The organism is Thauera phenylacetica B4P, assembly GCF_000310225.1.
Lineage (GTDB): Bacteria > Pseudomonadota > Gammaproteobacteria > Burkholderiales > Rhodocyclaceae > Thauera > Thauera phenylacetica.
Window position 1 is genome coordinate 14,309 of the sequence record NZ_AMXF01000003.1, and the last position, 17,422, is coordinate 31,730.

The 17,422-nt window shown below is 66.0% G+C and carries 14 protein-coding genes; all 14 read left to right on the forward strand.

From position 1 onward, the window contains the following. Window positions 1–13: 13 nt before the first annotated feature. Window positions 14–1,507 carry a TIGR03016 family PEP-CTERM system-associated outer membrane protein gene (locus C667_RS01400; RefSeq protein ID WP_004355654.1) on the forward strand — a complete coding sequence of 498 codons (1,494 nt, stop codon included), beginning with the start codon at window positions 14–16 and terminating at the stop codon, window positions 1,505–1,507. A gap of 11 nt (window positions 1,508–1,518) precedes the next feature. Beyond that, complete coding sequence (locus C667_RS01405) at window positions 1,519–2,613, forward strand: XrtA/PEP-CTERM system-associated ATPase (RefSeq protein ID WP_004355656.1); 1,095 nt, start codon at window positions 1,519–1,521, stop codon at window positions 2,611–2,613. Beyond that, window positions 2,610–3,785 (forward strand): non-hydrolyzing UDP-N-acetylglucosamine 2-epimerase, encoded by a 1,176-nt coding sequence (wecB, locus tag C667_RS01410; protein WP_004355658.1) that lies wholly within the window; start codon window positions 2,610–2,612, stop codon window positions 3,783–3,785. Before C667_RS01405 ends, wecB begins: the two co-directional genes overlap by 4 nt. Further along, window positions 3,778–4,617, forward strand: coding sequence for an XrtA system polysaccharide deacetylase (locus tag C667_RS01415; RefSeq protein WP_004355660.1), 840 nt, complete (start codon window positions 3,778–3,780; stop codon window positions 4,615–4,617). The genes wecB and C667_RS01415 overlap by 8 nt, the downstream gene beginning before the upstream one ends. 25 nt (window positions 4,618–4,642) lie before the next feature. Beyond that, complete coding sequence (locus tag C667_RS01420; protein ID WP_004355662.1) at window positions 4,643–5,695, forward strand: FemAB family XrtA/PEP-CTERM system-associated protein; 1,053 nt, start codon at window positions 4,643–4,645, stop codon at window positions 5,693–5,695. Between the two features lie 4 nt (window positions 5,696–5,699). Then, window positions 5,700–6,911, forward strand: coding sequence for a TIGR03087 family PEP-CTERM/XrtA system glycosyltransferase (locus C667_RS01425; RefSeq protein ID WP_004355663.1), 1,212 nt, complete (start codon window positions 5,700–5,702; stop codon window positions 6,909–6,911). Continuing rightward, the gene (gene xrtA, locus C667_RS01430; protein ID WP_004355665.1) at window positions 6,908–8,416 is read left to right on the forward strand and encodes an exosortase A; all 1,509 of its coding nucleotides are present in this window, start codon (window positions 6,908–6,910) and stop codon (window positions 8,414–8,416) included. Before C667_RS01425 ends, xrtA begins: the two co-directional genes overlap by 4 nt. Further along, on the forward strand, window positions 8,413–9,591 hold the full coding sequence (locus C667_RS01435; protein ID WP_004355668.1) for a TIGR03088 family PEP-CTERM/XrtA system glycosyltransferase: 1,179 nt from the start codon (window positions 8,413–8,415) through the stop codon (window positions 9,589–9,591). The genes xrtA and C667_RS01435 overlap by 4 nt, the downstream gene beginning before the upstream one ends. An 88-nt stretch (window positions 9,592–9,679) precedes the next feature. Continuing rightward, window positions 9,680–11,602, forward strand: coding sequence for an XrtA/PEP-CTERM system amidotransferase (locus C667_RS01440; protein ID WP_004355670.1), 1,923 nt, complete (start codon window positions 9,680–9,682; stop codon window positions 11,600–11,602). Window positions 11,603–11,629: 27 nt separating this feature from the next. Next, window positions 11,630–12,664, forward strand: coding sequence for an acyltransferase family protein (locus C667_RS01445; RefSeq protein ID WP_004355671.1), 1,035 nt, complete (start codon window positions 11,630–11,632; stop codon window positions 12,662–12,664). Window position 12,665: 1 nt separating this feature from the next. Next, window positions 12,666–13,865 (forward strand): TIGR04063 family PEP-CTERM/XrtA system glycosyltransferase, encoded by a 1,200-nt coding sequence (locus C667_RS01450; protein WP_004355674.1) that lies wholly within the window; start codon window positions 12,666–12,668, stop codon window positions 13,863–13,865. A gap of 130 nt (window positions 13,866–13,995) precedes the next feature. Continuing rightward, the gene (locus C667_RS24545; RefSeq protein WP_083881237.1) at window positions 13,996–14,910 is read left to right on the forward strand and encodes a class I SAM-dependent methyltransferase; all 915 of its coding nucleotides are present in this window, start codon (window positions 13,996–13,998) and stop codon (window positions 14,908–14,910) included. A gap of 19 nt (window positions 14,911–14,929) precedes the next feature. Continuing rightward, entirely contained in the window at window positions 14,930–16,060 is a 1,131-nt protein-coding gene (locus C667_RS01465; RefSeq protein WP_004355683.1) for a glycosyltransferase family 4 protein, read from the forward strand. Then, window positions 16,057–17,415, forward strand: coding sequence for a phenylacetate--CoA ligase family protein (locus C667_RS01470; protein ID WP_004355686.1), 1,359 nt, complete (start codon window positions 16,057–16,059; stop codon window positions 17,413–17,415). The genes C667_RS01465 and C667_RS01470 overlap by 4 nt, the downstream gene beginning before the upstream one ends. Window positions 17,416–17,422: the final 7 nt, after the last annotated feature.

The window sequence follows — 17,422 nt, forward strand, 5'->3', positions numbered from 1 at the left end:
TGCGCAGCCACGGTTGCTGCGCCCCCTCGTGCTGCTCTTCGCGTTGGCCGTGGTCGGAACGGCGCAGGCGCAGACTTTCCGCATCCAGCCCACGCTGAGCACCCAGCTCACCTGGACCGACAACGTCGATACGGACGGCGCCGACACCCAGCAGGACTGGATCCTGGAGGTGTCTCCCGGCTTGTCCATGGTGCGCGAGTCGGGAAGGCTCAAGGGCGGGCTGGACCTTCGCCTACGCAACCTCACCCACGCCGAGCGTACGGAAGAGAACACCACCTACGTTGCGGTGGATGGCCGTGGCAGCTTCGAGGCGATCGAGAATTCTCTCTTCGTCGACGTCGACGCCTCGGTGTCGCGCGACAACCAGTCCCTGTTCCGCGGCCGCGTGCCAGGCGACGTGCTTGACTACGACGAGGACAACGAGGTCCGCGTGTTTTCGGTGGCGCCGCGCTATCTCTTCCGTTTCGGTTCAGGCGGCGAGGGGCAAGTGAACTACCGCGAGCGCTGGCTAGGCGGCGGCACCAGCAGCGGAGGCCTCGGAGGTCAGCGCGCGCAGACCCTGGGCGTCGGTCTTTCCCATCCGGTTGCGCTGCGCCTGTTTGGATGGAGCCTAGACTTTTCGCGTTCGGAGACCCGCTACGACGAGAATGCCACACGCGACGTCGAGCAGGAGCTCGCCCGCGGCACGCTCTTCATCAACATCGACCCTCAGTTCCGCCTGCGCGCGATCGGTGGCTACGAGTCGAACGACTACGCCATCGCCGAGGGCGAGAGGGGAGAGATCTGGGGCGCCGGATTCGACTGGTACCCGACAGAGCGCACCGCTTTGTCCGCCACGGGAGAAAAACGCACCTTTGGCAACGGCTACGACGTCAGCCTGCGTCACCGCATGGCCCGCTCTGCGTTCAGCTTCACCGCGCGGCGCGACATCTCCTCGCTCGCCGACGAGATCGCGGACGGCTTCATGTTCGATCCGGCCTACCAGGTGCTCTACCAGGCCCTGACCTCCCTGCGTCCTGACCTGAGCGAATTCGAGCGCAGCCGGCTCGCGCTCGAGGCCTATCGCCGCGGCGCGAGTGACGCGGTGCGCTCGAACGCCTATTACGTGGAGCGCACGGTGGGGGCGAGTTGGACGCTCGAAGGGGTACGCAACACACTCACGTTGAGCGTGTTGCGCAGCGATCGCAACAGCCTCGATACCCTGTCGGGCTTCAGCTTTGGCGGCGAGTTGCAGAGCTACGACCGCGTCAGCATGCGCTCGGCCTCGATCTCCTTCAGCCACCGCCTGTCCGGATTCGCCACGCTCAACGCCGGCTACCTGCATAGCAAGTCGACCGGTTCGGGCGAGGAGAGCGACGAAACGACACGTTCCACCGCAAGACTGGGCATCTCCAGGCGGCTTGGCGCGAACACCGACGGCGGCCTGACGTATCGCCACACGCGCTCCGAGGGCAGCGACGACTACACCGAGAACGCCGTCACAGCCACCCTCGGCATGCGGTTCTAAGCGGATCTCCGATGTACGAAACCTTTTTCAAGCTGAGCGGAAAGCCCTTCCAGCTCAACCCCGATCCCGCCTTCTTCTACGGCAGCCGAGGGCACCGCCGGGCGATGGCCTACCTCGAATATGGCCTGCACCAGAGCGAGGGCTTCATCGTCATCACCGGCGAGGTGGGCGCGGGCAAGACCACCATCGTGCGCAGCCTGCTCGAGCAGCTCGATCCGGCCAAGGTGGTCGCTGCCACCATCGTCAGCACCCAGATCGACGCCTCCGACATGCTGCGCATGGTCGCCGGCGCCTTCGGCGTGCCCAGCCGCAACCTAGACAAGGCCGGCCTGCTGCTCGCGATCGAGACCTACCTCGTCTCGCTAGCGGCCGCGGGCAAGCGCGCGCTGCTGATCATCGACGAGGCGCAGAACCTCTCCGCCGCCGCGGTCGAGGAACTGCGCATGCTGTCGAACTTCCAGCTCGAGGACCACGCCCTGCTGCAGAGCTTCCTGGTCGGACAGCCGGAGTTCCGCGAAGTGATGCAGCGCGCCGAGATGCAGCAGCTGCGCCAGCGCGTGATCGCGTCCTACCACCTCGGGCCGCTCGACCTGCAGGAGACGCGGGGCTATATCGAGCACCGCCTGCGCCACGTCGGCTGGAACGAGGACCCGCGCTTCGAGCCCGGCTCCTTCAATGCGATCTACGGCCACACCGGCGGCATCCCGCGCACCATCAACACCTTGTGCGACCGCCTCCTGCTCGCCGCCTATCTCGGCGAGAACCACGTGATCACCGAGGCGCAGGTGCGCGAGGTGATCGCCGAGCTCAAGGAAGAGTTCGCCCCGCCGCGCGCACGTCCTGCCGCAGGCATGGGGCGCGCGGTGCTGGCGGGGGCGGAGCCTGTGGCGGCGCTGCCGCCGGTCGAGGCGCTGGCGGTCGAACGCCTGCGTGTCTCTCCCGAGCTCGCCAGCCAGGTCGCCGGAATGGCCGGCAACTACGACCTGCAGCGCATCGAGGCGCGCCTGGCCGGGCTGGAGCAGTCGGTGTCGGCCACGCTCGCCGTGCTCAACCAGTTGCTGCAGGCGGTGCGCCGCGATGCCGCGCCGGAGGAGGAAGCTCGATGAATGCCCGCGATCGCGCGGAGGCGCCGGTGATCTGCATCGTCGGCGCACGCCCCAACTACATGAAGGTCGCGCCCATCATCCGCGCCTTCGCCGCGCACAACCCGCCGATCCGCACGCTGCTGGTGCACACCGGGCAGCACTACGACCCGGCGATGAAGGACCGCCTGTTCGCCGACCTCGACCTGCCCGAGCCCGACGTCAACCTCGCGGTCGGCTCCGGCTCGCACGCGGTGCAGACCGCCGAGGTGATGAAGCGCTTCGAGCCGGTCATCGACGAGCACGGCGCGCGCGCGGTGCTGGTGGTGGGCGACGTCAACTCCACGCTCGCCTGCGCGCTGGTGGCCAGCAAGCGTCAACTCCCGGTGGTGCATGTGGAGTCCGGCCTGCGCAGCAACGACCGCCGCATGCCCGAGGAGATCAACCGCATCCTCACCGACCAGATCTCCGACGTCCTCTACACCACCGAGCGCTCCGCCCACGACAACCTCGTCCGCGAAGGCATCCCCGCCGAGCGCGCGGTCTTCGTCGGCAACGTCATGATCGACAGCCTGCGCGCGAGCCTCCCGCGCGCGGTCCAGGCCGAAGTACTGCTCGCCGCCGCCGGCCTGGACGCCAGCCGCATTGCCCGCGGCTACGGCGTGGTCACCTTGCACCGCCCGTCCAACGTCGACAGCGCCGACACCCTCGGCCCCATCATCGACGCGCTGCGCACAGTGAGCGAGGCGCTGCCGCTGGTCGTCGCGCTGCACCCGCGCACGCGCAACAACCTCGAGCGCTTCGGCATGCTCGATCGCCTCGCAGGCCCCGGTTTCCTGATCCTGCCGCCGCAGGGCTACCTCGAGATGCTCGGCCTGATGTCGGGCGCGCGCATGGTGCTGACCGACTCCGGCGGCATCCAGGAAGAGACCACCGCGCTCGGCGTGGCCTGCGTGACCATCCGCGAGAACACCGAGCGCCCGATCACCGTGGAGCAGGGTACCAACACCCTGGTCGGCGTCCACCCCGAGGCCATCGTCGCCGCGGCGCGCGAGATCCTCGCCACCGGCGGCAAGGCCGGACGCGTGCCCGAGTACTGGGACGGACGCAGCGCCGAGCGTGTCGCCGCCCACCTGCACGACTGGCTCGTCGAACACGAGGCGGCGCGCGCCGGGGCGGGAGGCCGGGATGGCTGAGCGAATCACCAACGCTTTCACCTGCGACGTCGAGGACTACTTCCAGGTCTCCGCGCTCGCCCCGCATTTTCCGCGCGAGCAGTGGGACAGCGTGCCCTGCCGCGTCGAGCGCAACGTCGATCGCATCCTCGCCTTGCTCGACGGCCACGGCGCGCGCGGCACCTTCTTTACCCTGGGCTGGGTCGCCGAGCGCTATCCCGGCCTGGTGCGGCGCATCGCCTCCGCCGGCCACGAGGTGGCGAGCCACGGTTACGCGCACCAGCGCGCCAGCGACCTGACGCCCCAGGCCTTCACGGCCGACATCCGCCTCGCCAAGCTCATCCTCGAGGACATCACCGGAAGCGCGGTGGTCGGCTACCGCGCGCCGAGCTTCTCGATCGGCGAGGCCAACCTGTGGGCGCACGACTGCATCGCCGAGGCGGGCTACCGCTACAGTTCCAGCGTTTACCCGGTCCGCCACGACCACTATGGCATCCCTGACGCGCCGCGCTTTCCGTGGCGGCTGCCCAACGGCCTGGTCGAGGTGCCGATTAGCACCGTGCAGATGCTCGGGCGCAACTGGCCCGCGGGCGGCGGCGGCTTCTTCCGCCTGCTGCCCTATGCGCTGTCGCGCTGGCAGATCGCGCGCGTCAACGCCGCCGATCGTCGTCCCGCGATCTTCTACTTCCATCCCTGGGAAATCGATCCCGAACAGCCGCGCGTGACCGCTGCCACGGCAAAGACCCGGTTCAGGCACTACATTAACCTCCAGCACACCGAAGCCCGGCTCGACCGGCTTCTCTCCGATTTCTCCTGGGGGCGCGCCGACGAAGTCTTCCGCGACGCCGCCTGAACCCGACTGGATCCGGATGCGCGCCATGGACCGATTGCCGATTGTCGTGAACCTGCTCAAGGGCGAGGACGCCCCGCGCTGGGACGACTTCGTGCGCTGCTGCCCGCAGGCGACCTTCTTCCACCTGTCCGCCTGGCGCGAGCTCATGGAGCAGGTGTTCGATCATCGCACCTTCTACCTCTACGCCGAGCGCGCCGGCGACATCGTCGGCGTCCTGCCGCTCGCCGAGGTGCGCAGCCGCCTCTTCGGCCATGCGCTGGTGTCGCTGCCCTTCTGCGTGTATGGCGGCATCGCCGCCGCCGAGGACGCCGGCCCCGAGACCCTGCACGCGCTCGAGTCCAAGGCCGAGACGCTGGCACAGGCGCTCGGCGTGCAGCACCTCGAGTACCGCAACCTGCAGCCGCGCCACGAAGACTGGCCGCGCCAGGCCGAGCTCTACGTCACCTTCCGCAAGGAGATCCTGCCCGAGGTCGAGGCCAACCTGCTCGCCATCCCGCGCAAGCAGCGCGCCATGGTGCGCAAGGGCATCAAGAACGGGCTGATCGGCGAGGTGGACGCCACTGTCGAGCGCTTCTTCGCCCTCTACGCCGACAACGTGCTGCGTCATGGCACGCCGGCGTTGCCGAAGAGGTTCTTCGAGCAGCTCAAGGAGCGCTTCGGCGAGGCCTGCGAGGTGCTCACGGTGAGTTCGCCCGAGGGCAAGCCGCTGTCGAGCGTGCTCAGCTTCTACTTCCGCGACGAGGTGCTGCCCTACTACGCCGGCGACGACCTCGCCGCGCGCGAGCTCGCCGCAAACGACTTCAAGTACTGGGAGCTGATGCGGCGCGCCTGCGAGCGCGGCTGCAAGGTGTTCGACTACGGCCGCAGCAAGGTCGGCACCGGTCCCTACGCCTTCAAGAAGAACTGGGGCTTCGAGCCGCAGCCGCTGTCCTACGAATACCGCCTGTACAAGCGCGACAGCATCCCGCAGAACAACCCGATGAACCCCAAGTACCGGGCCTTCATCGCCCTCTGGAAGCGCCTGCCGATCGGCGTGGCCAACCGGCTCGGACCGCACATCGTGCGCAACCTGGGGTAGGGCGGTGCAGGACAGCCGGCCGCCGCTCCTCTACCTGACGCACCGCATCCCCTATCCGCCCAACAAGGGCGACAAGCTGCGGTCCTTCAACATCCTGCGCCAGCTCGCCAGCACGCACCGGGTGTGGCTGGGCAGCTTCGTGGACCATCCGGACGACCGTCGCCACATCCCGGCCCTGCGCCAGTGGTGCGAGCAGACCTGCGTGATCCCGATCGAGCCTGGCATCCGGCGCGTCGCCAGCCTGCGCGGCCTGCTGCGCGGCGAGGCGCTGAGCCTGCCGTACTACCGCAGCCCGCGCCTGGCGCGCTGGGTGGAGCAGGTGGTGGCGGAGAACGGGATCCGCTCGGCGGTGGCCTTCTCCGGGCCGATGGCGCAATACCTCGACGTGCCCGGGCTGAGCCGCCGCGTGGTCGACTTCTGCGATGTCGACTCGGCCAAATGGACGCAGTACGCCGCCGACCGGCGCTGGCCGATGTCCTGGCTGTACCGGCGCGAGGGCGAGCGCCTGCTCGACTTCGAGCGCGACGCCGCCGCCACGGTGGATGCCAGCCTCTTCGTCACCGAGGCCGAGGCTGCGCTCTTCCGGCGCGCCGCGCCGGCGCTCGCCAGTCGGGTGGGGGTCATGCAGAACGGTGTGGACGCGGACTTCTTCTCGCCCGCCAACGCGGGTGCGTCGCCCTTCACGCCGGGCGGGCCGGTGCTCGTGTTCAGCGGGGCGATGGACTACTGGCCCAACATCGACGCGGTCACCTGGTTCGTCGGCGAGATCCTGCCGATCATTCGCCGCACCCTGCCCGCGGTGCGCTTCTGGATCGTGGGAATGAACCCCGCACCCGCGGTACGTGCCCTGGCATCCGCCGAGGTCTTCGTCACCGGCACGGTTCCAGACGTGCGGCCGTACGTCGCCCATGCGGATGTCGTCGTCGCGCCGCTGCGGATCGCGCGCGGGATCCAGAACAAGGTGCTGGAGGCGATGTCGATGGCGCGGCCGGTGGTGGTTTCGGCCGCATCGGCCGTGGGCCTGGCTGCGCGCGACGGGGTCGAGTGCGAGATCGTCGAGGGGGCGGAGGGGACGGCGGCACGCGTTCTCGAGCTCCTTGCCGACCCGGCGCGACGTGCCAGGATGGGCGAGGCTGCGCGCGCCTGCGTCGAAGCACGCTACAGCTGGCACGCCCACCTCGCGTTGCTCGATCAACTCCTGAGTGAAACCGCATGACCCGCATCTCCCCGGCCTTTCCGATTGTCGCGGGCGCGCTCGCGCTGACCTTCCTGTGGGTCGTCGCCTGGTACTGGCCGACGGCCGCCGACGTCGCGGGCATCTGGTGGCGTTCCGACACCTTCGCGCACGGCCTCATCGTGCTACCGGCATTCGCCTGGCTGACCTGGCACGCGCGAGAGCGCATCGGTGGCTTGCGCCCGCAGCCGGTCGCCTGGATGGCCATGCCGATCCTCGCGGCGGGGCTGCTTTGGCTGCTCGGTAGCCTGGTGAGCGTCGCCGCGGCGCAGCACTTCGCGCTCTTCGTCATGCTGGTGTCGGCCTTCGTTGGCGTGCTGGGCTGGAGGCTCAGCCGCATCCTGCTATTCCCGCTCGCCTTCCTGTTCTTCGGCGTGCCGATCGGCGAGTTCCTGCTGCCCACGCTGATGCACTACACCGCCGAATTCACCGTGTGGGCGTTGCGCCTGTCGGGCGTGCCGGTGTATCAGGAAGGGTTGTTCTTCATCGTTCCCAACGGCAGCTGGTCGGTCGTGGAGGCGTGCAGTGGCATCCGCTACCTGATCGCCTCGCTGGTGGTCGGTGCGCTGTATGCCTATCTCAACTACACCAGCCTCAAGCGTCGGCTGCTGTTCATGCTGGTGGCGCTGGCCATGCCCATCGTGGCCAACTGGGTGCGCGCCTACATCATCGTGATGCTCGGCTACCTCTCCGACAACAACATCGCCGCCGGGGTGGACCACCTGATCTACGGCTGGGTGTTTTTCGGGGTGGTGATCTTCCTGATGTTCTGGGTCGGCAGCCGCTGGCAGGAGGAGCCGGCGCAGCTGCGGTCGGTACCCGTGGCGACCACAGCCACGCGCTGGGTGGGGGTGGTGCCGATCGCGCTGGCGCTAGCCGCGTTCCCGCCGGCGCTCGCGATAATGGATCGGCCCATCGACGCGTTCGCGGTGACGCTGGACGCGCCCGCGCCTGCGGAGGGCTGGACGACGGCCCCTGCGGAGCGCTTCGCCTACGTCCCGCATTACGCCGGCGCGCGTGCGCAGCTCCGGCAAACCTACCTGGGCGAGGGCAGAACTGCGCCTGTCGGCCTTTTCGCAGCCTGGTATCTCGGCCAGCGGGAGGGGCAGGAGATGATTGCATGGGAGAACGGACCGGCCTCGCATGTCCTGGGCGATCTGCACCTGGTGCGCAGCGCGCATGCGATGACGGTGGCCGGCGTGCCCGTGGTCGAGAACTTCATTTTCACCCCATCGGGTCGCGTCCTCACCTGGCACTGGTATCGCCTGAACGATCGGGAGCTCGCCCGCGACGCCGAGGTCAAGCTGCGGCTCGCGGTCGATCGCTTGACCAGTAGGCCGGACGAGTCCGCGGTGGTGGTGCTGTCCACCCCGGTGGCCGAGGAGGGGCCGGAGCGGGCGAGGGCGCACCTCGAGGCTTTCCTGGTCGCGCATGCCGGGGCGATTCGGGCAACGCTCGAGGCGCCCGCGGCGAGCATTCCGCGATGAACGAGGCTGCGCGCGCGGACGCTGCAGATCCGCGCCCCCTGGTGATGCACGTCCTCTACAGCTTCGACGTGGGCGGGCTGGAGAACGGGGTGGTCAACCTGATCAACCGCCTGCCTGCGGATCGGTTTCGGCATGCGGTGGTGGCTTTGCTGCACTGTGCGCCGACGTTCTGCCAACGTGTGCAGCGCGACGACGTCGAGTTCATCTCTCTGCACAAGCCGCCCGGTCATGCAATCCGGTTGTATCCGCAGTTGTACAAGCTGTTTCGGCGGATGCGTCCGGCCATCGTCCATACGCGCAACCTGGCTGCGCTCGAGGCCTTGGTTCCGGCTGCACTCGCGGGCGTGCGCGCCCGCGTGCATGGCGAACACGGGTGGGACAGCTTCGACCGTGAGGGCAGCAGCGCGAAGTACCGCCTGGTCCGCAAGCTTTATTCGCCGCTGGTCGGGCGCTACGTGGCGCTCTCGCGCCAGATCGAGCGCTACTTGATCGAGCGTGTCGGCGTCGCTGCCGGACGGGTGGAGCGCATCTGCAACGGTGTCGATACCGCCCGCTTCTTCCCGGCGTCGCCGCGTGCAGCGCTCTCGGGTTGCCCGCTGCGCCTGGATGGAGCGGTTGTGGTGGGTACGGTGGGCCGCCTGCAGGCGGTGAAGGATCAGCTCACGCTGGTGCGTGCGGTGGCGATCGCTCGTCGGCGTGGGGCGGCCGACGTGCGCCTGATCATCGCCGGAGACGGACCGCTGCGCCTCGAGGTCGAGGCCGAGGTGCGCGCCTGCGGCATCGGTGACCTGACCTGGCTCGCGGGTGAGCGCAACGACGTTCCCGATGTGATGCGCGCGCTCGATGTCTTTGCGTTGCCTTCGAGGTCGGAGGGCATCTCCAACACCATTCTCGAGGCCATGGCGACTGGCTTGCCGGTCGTCGCGACCGATGTGGGGGGGAGCGCCGAACTCGTCCTGCCTGGACGGACGGGCGAGCTGGTTCCGGCAGAAGATCCAGAGAGGATGGCAGGTGCCTTGTTACGCTACACTTCGGATGCTGCGCTGCGGAAAAATCATGGTGCTGCCGGCCGACAGCGGGTGGAGCAGGATTTCAGCATCGACAACATGGTGGAACGGTACGCCAGCCTCTATGAACAAGCGCTTCGCCGGGGGAGCGGGCTCGCCGACGAATAGGGCCTTTATTTCACTCGACATTCGCGGGCAAGCCCGCCCCCAGAAGAACCGCTCCCATGTAAGCGGCTTGATTACAGGACCTTGACCCATGTGCGGCATCGCCGGCCTATTCGACACTCGCGGCAAACGCGACTTCGACCGCGCGCTGATGCAGCGCATGAACGACGTGCAGCACCATCGTGGCCCGGACGAGGGCGGCTATCACTTCGAGCCCGGCGTCGCGCTCGCCCACCGCCGCCTGTCCATCATCGACCTCGCCACTGGCCAGCAGCCGCTGTTCAACGAGGACGGCTCGGTGGCCGTGGTGTTCAACGGCGAGATCTACAACTTCCAGGAACTCGTCCCCGAGCTCGAGGCCCTGGGCCACGTCTTCCACACCCGCAGCGACACCGAGGTCATCGTCCACGCCTGGGAGGCCTGGGGCGAGGACTGCGTTCAGCGCTTCCGCGGCATGTTCGCCTTCGCGCTGCACGACCGTAACCGCGACACCTTCTTCATGGCGCGCGACCGCCTGGCGGTCAAGCCGATGTTCTACGCGCTGCTGCCCGATGGCACGCTCGCCTTCGGCTCCGAGCTCAAGGTGCTGATGCAGCACCCGGCGCTCGACCGCCGCATCGACCCGCTGGCGGTCGAGGAGTACTTCGCGCTCGGCTACGTCGCGGAACCGCGTACGATCTTCCTCGGTGCGAAGAAGCTCGGTCCGGGCGAATCCCTCTGCATCCGCCGCGGCCAGCGGATTCCCGAGCCCAGGCAGTACTGGGACGTACGCTTCACCCTGCACAACGACATCAGCCTTGAAGAGGCCACCGCCGAACTCACCGAGCGCCTGCGCGAATCCGTGCGCCTGCGCATGATTTCCGAGGTGCCGTTGGGTGCCTTCCTCTCGGGTGGAGTGGATTCCAGCGCGGTCGTCGCCACCATGGCGGGGCTCTCAAACGAGCCGGTCAACACCTGCTCCATCGCCTTTGACGACCCCAAGTTCAACGAATCCGAATTCGCCCAGAAGGTCGCCGACCGCTACCGCACGAACCACTTCGTGGAGACGGTCAAGTCCGACGACTTCGACCTCATCGACACCCTGGCCGCGCTATACGACGAGCCCTACGCCGACAGCTCCGCCATCCCCACCTACCGCGTGTGCCAGCTCGCGCGCAAGCACGTTACCGTGGCTTTGTCCGGGGACGGTGGCGATGAGAGCTTCGCCGGCTACAGGCGTTATCGCTCGCACCTGACGGAAGAAAGGATGCGCGCGGCGATGCCGCAGGCTCTAAGGCAACCCGTCTTCGGCCTGCTCGGCCGCCTCTACCCCAAGGCCGACTGGGCGCCGCGCGTGTTCCGCGCCAAGACCACCTTCCAGGCCATGGCGCGCGACGCCACCGAGGCCTACTTCCACAGCGTCTCCATCCTGCGCGGCGACATGCGCGAGAAGCTCTTCAGCGCCGATTTCCGGGGCAAGCTCGGCGGCTATGACGCGCTCGAGGTCTTCCGCCGCCATGCAGCAAGCGCCCACACCGACGACCCGCTGGCGCTGATCCAGTACCTCGACCTCAAGACCTACCTGGTGGGCGACATCAACACCAAGGTCGACCGCGCCAGCATGGCCCACTCGCTGGAGGTGCGCGAGCCGCTGATGGACCACCCGCTCGTCGAATGGCTCGCCACACTTCCCTCTGGCCTCAAGATCCAGGGCAACGAAGGGAAATTCTTGTTCAAGAAGGCGATGGAGCCTTTCCTGCCGAGCGACGTGCTCTACCGCCCGAAGATGGGCTTTGCCGTCCCGCTCGCACGCTGGTTCCGCGGTCCGCTCAAGCAGCGCGTGCGTGACGCAGTGCTGGGCGAAACCTTGGCCACCACCGGTATATTCAAGCGCGACTACTTGCAGCATCTGGTCGACGCTCATCATTCGGGTGCTCGCGACTACAGCTCGCCGCTGTGGACGCTGTTGATGTTCGAGGCCTTCTTGCGAAATCAAGGTGCGACGTGCCGAGTCAGCCCGGAGGGCGAGCGCTGACTGTCGCCTGCATCAGGAGTTTCTCGTATGAGCAAGGAAAACCAGTATCAGCAACACATTCATGTTTTTCGTGGGGTCGCGATCATCTTCATCGTCTTTGCCCACACGATCCCGTCGCTGGACTGGAGCGACTGGCCGCTCACCGGCAAGCTGATCGACGCCGTCGCCAATCAGAGCTCGATCTTCTTTTTCTTTATCGCGGGTTATCTGTTCCAGCATCTGAGCGCGCGCTTTTCCTTTCCGCAATACCTCAAGCAGAAGTTGTTGACAGTCATCCTGCCGTATTTGGTGTTGTCTGTTCCGGCCCTTTTCATCTTTACGGTGCTTACCGAGCGCACAGGCATGTGGTCGTGGTTCTACGACCTCGAGATCTGGCAGCAGATCGGCTTGTTCATGCTTACCGGAAAGCATCTTGCACCTCTTTGGTTCGTGCCCACGATCGCGCTGTTCTACCTTGTTGCCCCGTTGCTGATCTGGATGGATCGCAAGCTACCGCAAGGCTACTGGCTGATTCTTCCGCTGCTGGCGCTTTCTACCTACCTGGGTCGCGACGGCCCCTATGGTCCAATTGATAAAGTCATTTACCTTTTTCCCGTTTATTTGATGGGCATGGCGTTCTCGCACTACAAAAAAGTGGCGATGTCGCTGGTAATGCGCTGGTGGCCCGTTCTGCTGCTGATCGCGGCCGCATCCGCGGCAGGAGTTGTGTTCGAATGGTCGTCTCCGCCCTATTGGCACATGCCGATGAAGGCAGCGCTTGCGCTGATTATTACCTGGCAGTTGTATAGACATCATCACGTTTTCGGGCATCGACTCGACTACATCGCGGAGATTAGTTTCGGGATTTTCTTCATTCATGCTTACTTTATCTCGGCAATCAAAGTTCTAACTGTTTACTGGCTGCATGGCACGATCTATGACGGGCAGGAGCACGCCGATGTTCCCGGGAACCTGCTGACGTTTGCGCTGTATTCGGGGCTCGTCATTGTATTCACGGTGTATGCGATTCGATCTGCCAAGCGCTTGCTCGGCAAGAAGAGTCGCATGTTCATAGGCGCCTGATATGCGCATCCTCCACATCCTCGACCACTCCATCCCGCTGCACAGCGGCTACACCTTCCGCACCGCGGCAATCCTGCGCGAGCAGCGGGCGCTGGGTTGGGAGACGTTTCACCTGACCTCGCCCAAGCAGGGCAAGACCGCAGCGGATATTGAAGACGTCGACGGCCTGCGCTTTTACCGCTGCCCGGTGCCCCAGGCCGGCCCGGCCGGGATCAACGAGCTGCGCCTGATGCGCGCCACCGAAGCCCGCCTCGAACAGCTCGCCCGCGAACTCAAACCCGACGTGCTGCACGCCCACTCGCCCGTGCTCAACGCCATCCCCGCCATCCGCGTCGGCAAGCGCCTGGGCATCCCGGTCGTCTATGAGATCCGCGCCTTCTGGGAGGATGCCGCAGTCGACCACGGCACCACCGCCGAAGGTAGCATCCGCTACCGTGCCACGCGCGCCATGGAAACCTGGGCGCTCAAGCGTGTCGATCACGCCTTCACCATCTGCGAAGGCCTGCGCGTCGACATCGTGGCGCGCGGCATCCCTGCGGCCAAGGTCACCGTCATCCCCAACGCGGTGGATACAGAAGGCTTCCAGCTCTCCGGCGACCCGGACTCCGAACTGCGCCGCCAGCTCGGCCTGGAGGGCTGCACCACCATCGGCTTCGTCGGCTCGTTCTACGCCTACGAAGGCCTCGACCTGCTGCTCGACGCATTCCCCGCGCTGCTGCAAAAGCGCCCCGACCTGCGCCTGCTGCTGGTGGGCGGTGGTCCGCAGGAAGCCAACCTCAAGGCCCAGGCCCAGCGCCTGGGGGTGGCCGACAAGGTGGTCTTTACCGGCCGCGTGCCGCACAGCGAGGTCAGCCGCTACTACGACCAGATCGACTTGCTCGCCTACCCGCGTCACTCGATGCGCCTGACTGAGCTCGTCACCCCGCTCAAGCCGCTCGAGGCCATGGCGCAGGGGCGGCTGTTCGTTGCCTCGGACGTCGGCGGCCACAAGGAACTGATTCGCGACGGCGAGACCGGCAAGCTGTTCAAGGCCGGCAGCGCCGAGGCGCTCGCCGCCGCCATCGACGACATGCTCGACCACCGCGAGCGTTGGCCAGCGATGCGCGAGGCGGGGCGGCACTTTGTGGAAGAGGTGCGCAACTGGAAGAACAGCGTGGCGAATTACATGCATGTGTACGCTGCGCTTGGCTCGAGACCGTGAGTATGACCTAGGGGTGTTCATTGCCACCAATTCTGACGTGCCCTTTGCGGCGGAGAGACCGATTTGGACGTGCAGATTGCAGGTGGGTCAAGAGTAATTTGACGGCGGTAAATCTCATGAGGTTTAGATTATGTTCGTAGAGCTTGATCCAACCGTTCAAAGCTGCCCGGTATGTCAGTCACCCGAGTTCAAACGTTTCGACGCCGTGGCGAGCGATGTGGAGGGGCATTCTTGCGTCCATATTGTCGAGTGCGGGCGCTGTCATTTTGCATGGCAATATCCGCTGGGGCGTACTGAGACGGAAAGCGTCGAGCACTTCGATCGCAACTATAGGGCGCAGGGCAAGCGGCTTTCAGAGTATTTCGATCCGGAAAAGAAATGCGATATCGCTCTGCTGGAGGTCGACTTTCTGTCGCAGCTCACTCTTCCTGGAAAGAAACTGCTCGATATCGGTGCTGGGGCGGGAATTTTTGCCAAAGTGGCGGCAGAGCGCGGCTTCTGCGTCACCGCGCTCGATCCGGCGCTTGAGCTTGAGCGAATCGCTGAACTGCCTAATCTCCAGGGAGTTCGTGGAACGATGTCTAATCTGCCGCCTGATGAAACTTTTGACGTGATCACGATGTGGGATGTGATCGAACATCTGGTGACGCCGCTCGCGATCATCGACGAGGCGAAGAAGCGACTGAGAACAGGCGGTTGGCTGGTGCTAGAAACGGGAAACTACAAAAGCGCGGATCGTGTTCAGGATGGGGCGCGCCACTGGATGTATCAGCTCGATCACAGGTGGTATTTCTCTCCGGAATCGATGGAAAAGATCCTGCTGGACAGGGGCTTCAGCGAAGTGGTCCATGCCGACAGGGTGCTGAGACCGGGATGGGGCGGCGAGGCTCACTTCAGGGGGCCGTCGCGCATGCATTTTGTGCGCGAACTGTTGGCACATCCCACCCGTGCGTTTACCGCCTTCTCGACCTTTTCGGCAATGAAGCAGGCGTCGGGTTGGCCGCGTGCGGGAGTCGGCATTTTCACTCTCGCTGCAAGGATATGACCTTACACGAGTGCTCGCGATGGACTTGAAGGGGGTTCGCCTCTGCCTGGTCGGTCCGCTGCCGCCTCCAGCGGGCGGCATGGCGGTGCTGACGCGTCAACTCGGGGATCTGCTTGGTGGGGAGGGGCTGGCGGTTCGCCTCGTCCAGGTCAACGCAGCGTATCGGCCTTCCTGGGTCGGGCGGGTCAAGGGGCTCCGCGCACTCTTCAGGCTATTGCCCTACCTTGCAAGCCTCTGGCGAGAAGTCGGGCGCGCTCAACTCGTCCATGTGATGGCCAACTCCGGCTGGTCCTGGCATCTCTATGCGGCGCCGGCGCTCGCGATTGCCGAGTGGCGCGGCGTACCCGTCGTGGTGAATTACCACGGTGGAGAGGCCGAGAAATTTCTCGAGGGATCTGCGGTTCGCGTGCGCCGGCGGCTGCGCGGGGCCCGCTCGCTGCTCGTTCCGTCGAACTTCCTCGTCGAAGTTTTCGGCCGCCATGGCATTGCAGCGCGTGTATTGCCCAATGTCGTAGACTTGTCCCGTTTTAGTGCTTCGGTGTCTTACGACCATAACCCTGAAAGCCCTCACTTGATCGTTGCGCGCAATCTCGAGTTCGTTTACGGCGTAGACATCGCGATCAAGGCATTTGCGCACATATCGAGTGTTCTTCCACACGCCCGGCTGACGCTCGCCGGGTCCGGTCCAGCGCGTGCGGAGTTCGAGCGCCTGGCACGAGAGCTCGAGGTGGATGACAGGGTCTCTTTTCCGGGGCGACTCGATCGCGACCAGATGAGCGCGTTGTTTCAGCGTTCCGATTTGCTTCTGAACCCCAGTCGCGCAGACAACCAGCCGGTTGCCGTTCTCGAGGCAATGGCAAGTGGCGTGCCCATCGTCGCCACCGCAGTGGGCGGGGTGCCTTACATGCTGGAGAACGAAAGGACTGCGCTGCTGGTTCCGAGCGAGGATCCTCGAGCATTGGCCGCTGCCGCCTTGTCCCTGCTGCTCGACACCGAACGCGCAAGGACGATCGCGCACGCTGCGCAGCTAGAGGTCCAAGGTCACGACTGGACTAACGTCCGGCGTGTTCTGTTCAACGAATACCGGCAGGCCTTGGGGCTTAAACTCGAGTCTTCGCAAGACGGCGCTCGAGCAAACGACATCGTATGAGCAGTTATTACACCCGCTTCGTCTCATCCATCCTTTTCCCGGCCCAGGAGCGGATCAAGAAGCACGACACCGTGCGTGTGCACCGCGACATGGAAGCCTCGCAGTGGTGGCCGCGCGAGCGCATCCTCGACCTGCAGCTCGAGCGCCTGCAGGCCCTGCTGAAGGACGTAGCCGTGCACGTGCCCTACTACCGCGAGCTCTTCGCCCGTACCGGTTTCGACCCGGCCGCCGCACGCAGCGTGGCCGACCTGCAGGCACTGCCCTTCCTCACCAAGGCCGAGATTCGCGCCCACTCCGACACCCTGCGCGCCGAGGACGCCGTGGGCCTGGCCCGCTTCAACACCGGTGGCAGCAGCGGCGAGCCGCTGATCTTCTTCATCGGCACCGAGCGCGTCACCCACGATGTCGCCGCCAAGTGGCGCGCCACGCGCTGGTGGGACGTCGACATCGGCGACCGCGAGATCGTCGTCTGGGGCTCGCCGATCGAGCTCGGCACCCAGGACCGCGTGCGCCTGGTGCGCGACGCGCTGATGCGCACCGAGCTGCTGCCCGCGTTCGAGATGTCCGACGAAAAGGTCGACGGCTTCATCGCCCGCATTCGTGAGCGCCGGCCGAAGATGCTCTTCGGCTACCCCTCGGCCATCAGCCACATCGCCCTGCGCGCCGAACAGCGCGGCGTGCGGCTCGACGACCTGGGCATCAAGGTGGTGTTCTGCACCTCCGAGCGGCTCTACGACCACCAGCGCGAAACCATCAGCCGGCTCTTCGGCTGCCCGGTGGCCAATGGCTACGGCGGGCGCGACGCCGGCTTCATCGCCCACGAATGTCCCAGCGGCAACATGCACGTCACCGCCGAGGACATCGTCGTCGAGATCATCGACGAGGCGGGCAGGGTGCTGCCGCCGGGCCAGTCGGGCGAGATCGTCGTCACCCACCTCGCCACGCGCGACTATCCCTTCATCCGCTACCGCACCGGCGACATCGGCACGCTGGGCGAGGATGCCTGCCCCTGCGGGCGCGGGCTGCCGATCCTCAAGGACATCCAGGGGCGCAGCACCGATTTCGTGGTGGCGGAAGATGGCACCGTTCTGCACGGGCTGTCGCTTATCTACATCCTGCGTGACATCCCCGCGGTGCGTGCCTTCAAGATCGTGCAGGAGACGCGCAGCCACACCCGGGCGCTGATCGTGCCGGAAGCTGGGGCGAGCACCGAGGGATTGGACACGACCGTGATCGAAGGCTTTCGGCGCCGCCTGGGACAGGGGGTGGAGGTGTCCGTCGAGTTCGTCGAGACCATTGCGGCCGAGAAATCCGGGAAGTTTCGCTATGTGGTCAGTCATGTGGCCGTACGTTGAAAGGGCT

What these genes read in the sequence shown, in the direction of transcription:
- C667_RS01435 (WP_004355668.1), top strand. Translation starts at nt 8,413, where the DNA reads ATGAACGAGGCTGCGCGCGCGGACGCTGCAGATCCGCGCCCCCTGGTG.
- C667_RS01440 (WP_004355670.1), top strand. Translation starts at nt 9,680, where the DNA reads ATGTGCGGCATCGCCGGCCTATTCGACACTCGCGGCAAACGCGACTTC.
- C667_RS01445 (WP_004355671.1), top strand. Translation starts at nt 11,630, where the DNA reads ATGAGCAAGGAAAACCAGTATCAGCAACACATTCATGTTTTTCGTGGG.
- xrtA (WP_004355665.1), top strand. Translation starts at nt 6,908, where the DNA reads ATGACCCGCATCTCCCCGGCCTTTCCGATTGTCGCGGGCGCGCTCGCG.
- wecB (WP_004355658.1), top strand. Translation starts at nt 2,610, where the DNA reads ATGAATGCCCGCGATCGCGCGGAGGCGCCGGTGATCTGCATCGTCGGC.
- C667_RS01415 (WP_004355660.1), top strand. Translation starts at nt 3,778, where the DNA reads ATGGCTGAGCGAATCACCAACGCTTTCACCTGCGACGTCGAGGACTAC.
- C667_RS01465 (WP_004355683.1), top strand. Translation starts at nt 14,930, where the DNA reads ATGGACTTGAAGGGGGTTCGCCTCTGCCTGGTCGGTCCGCTGCCGCCT.
- C667_RS24545 (WP_083881237.1), top strand. Translation starts at nt 13,996, where the DNA reads ATGTTCGTAGAGCTTGATCCAACCGTTCAAAGCTGCCCGGTATGTCAG.
- C667_RS01420 (WP_004355662.1), top strand. Translation starts at nt 4,643, where the DNA reads ATGGACCGATTGCCGATTGTCGTGAACCTGCTCAAGGGCGAGGACGCC.
- C667_RS01450 (WP_004355674.1), top strand. Translation starts at nt 12,666, where the DNA reads ATGCGCATCCTCCACATCCTCGACCACTCCATCCCGCTGCACAGCGGC.
- C667_RS01405 (WP_004355656.1), top strand. Translation starts at nt 1,519, where the DNA reads ATGTACGAAACCTTTTTCAAGCTGAGCGGAAAGCCCTTCCAGCTCAAC.
- C667_RS01470 (WP_004355686.1), top strand. Translation starts at nt 16,057, where the DNA reads ATGAGCAGTTATTACACCCGCTTCGTCTCATCCATCCTTTTCCCGGCC.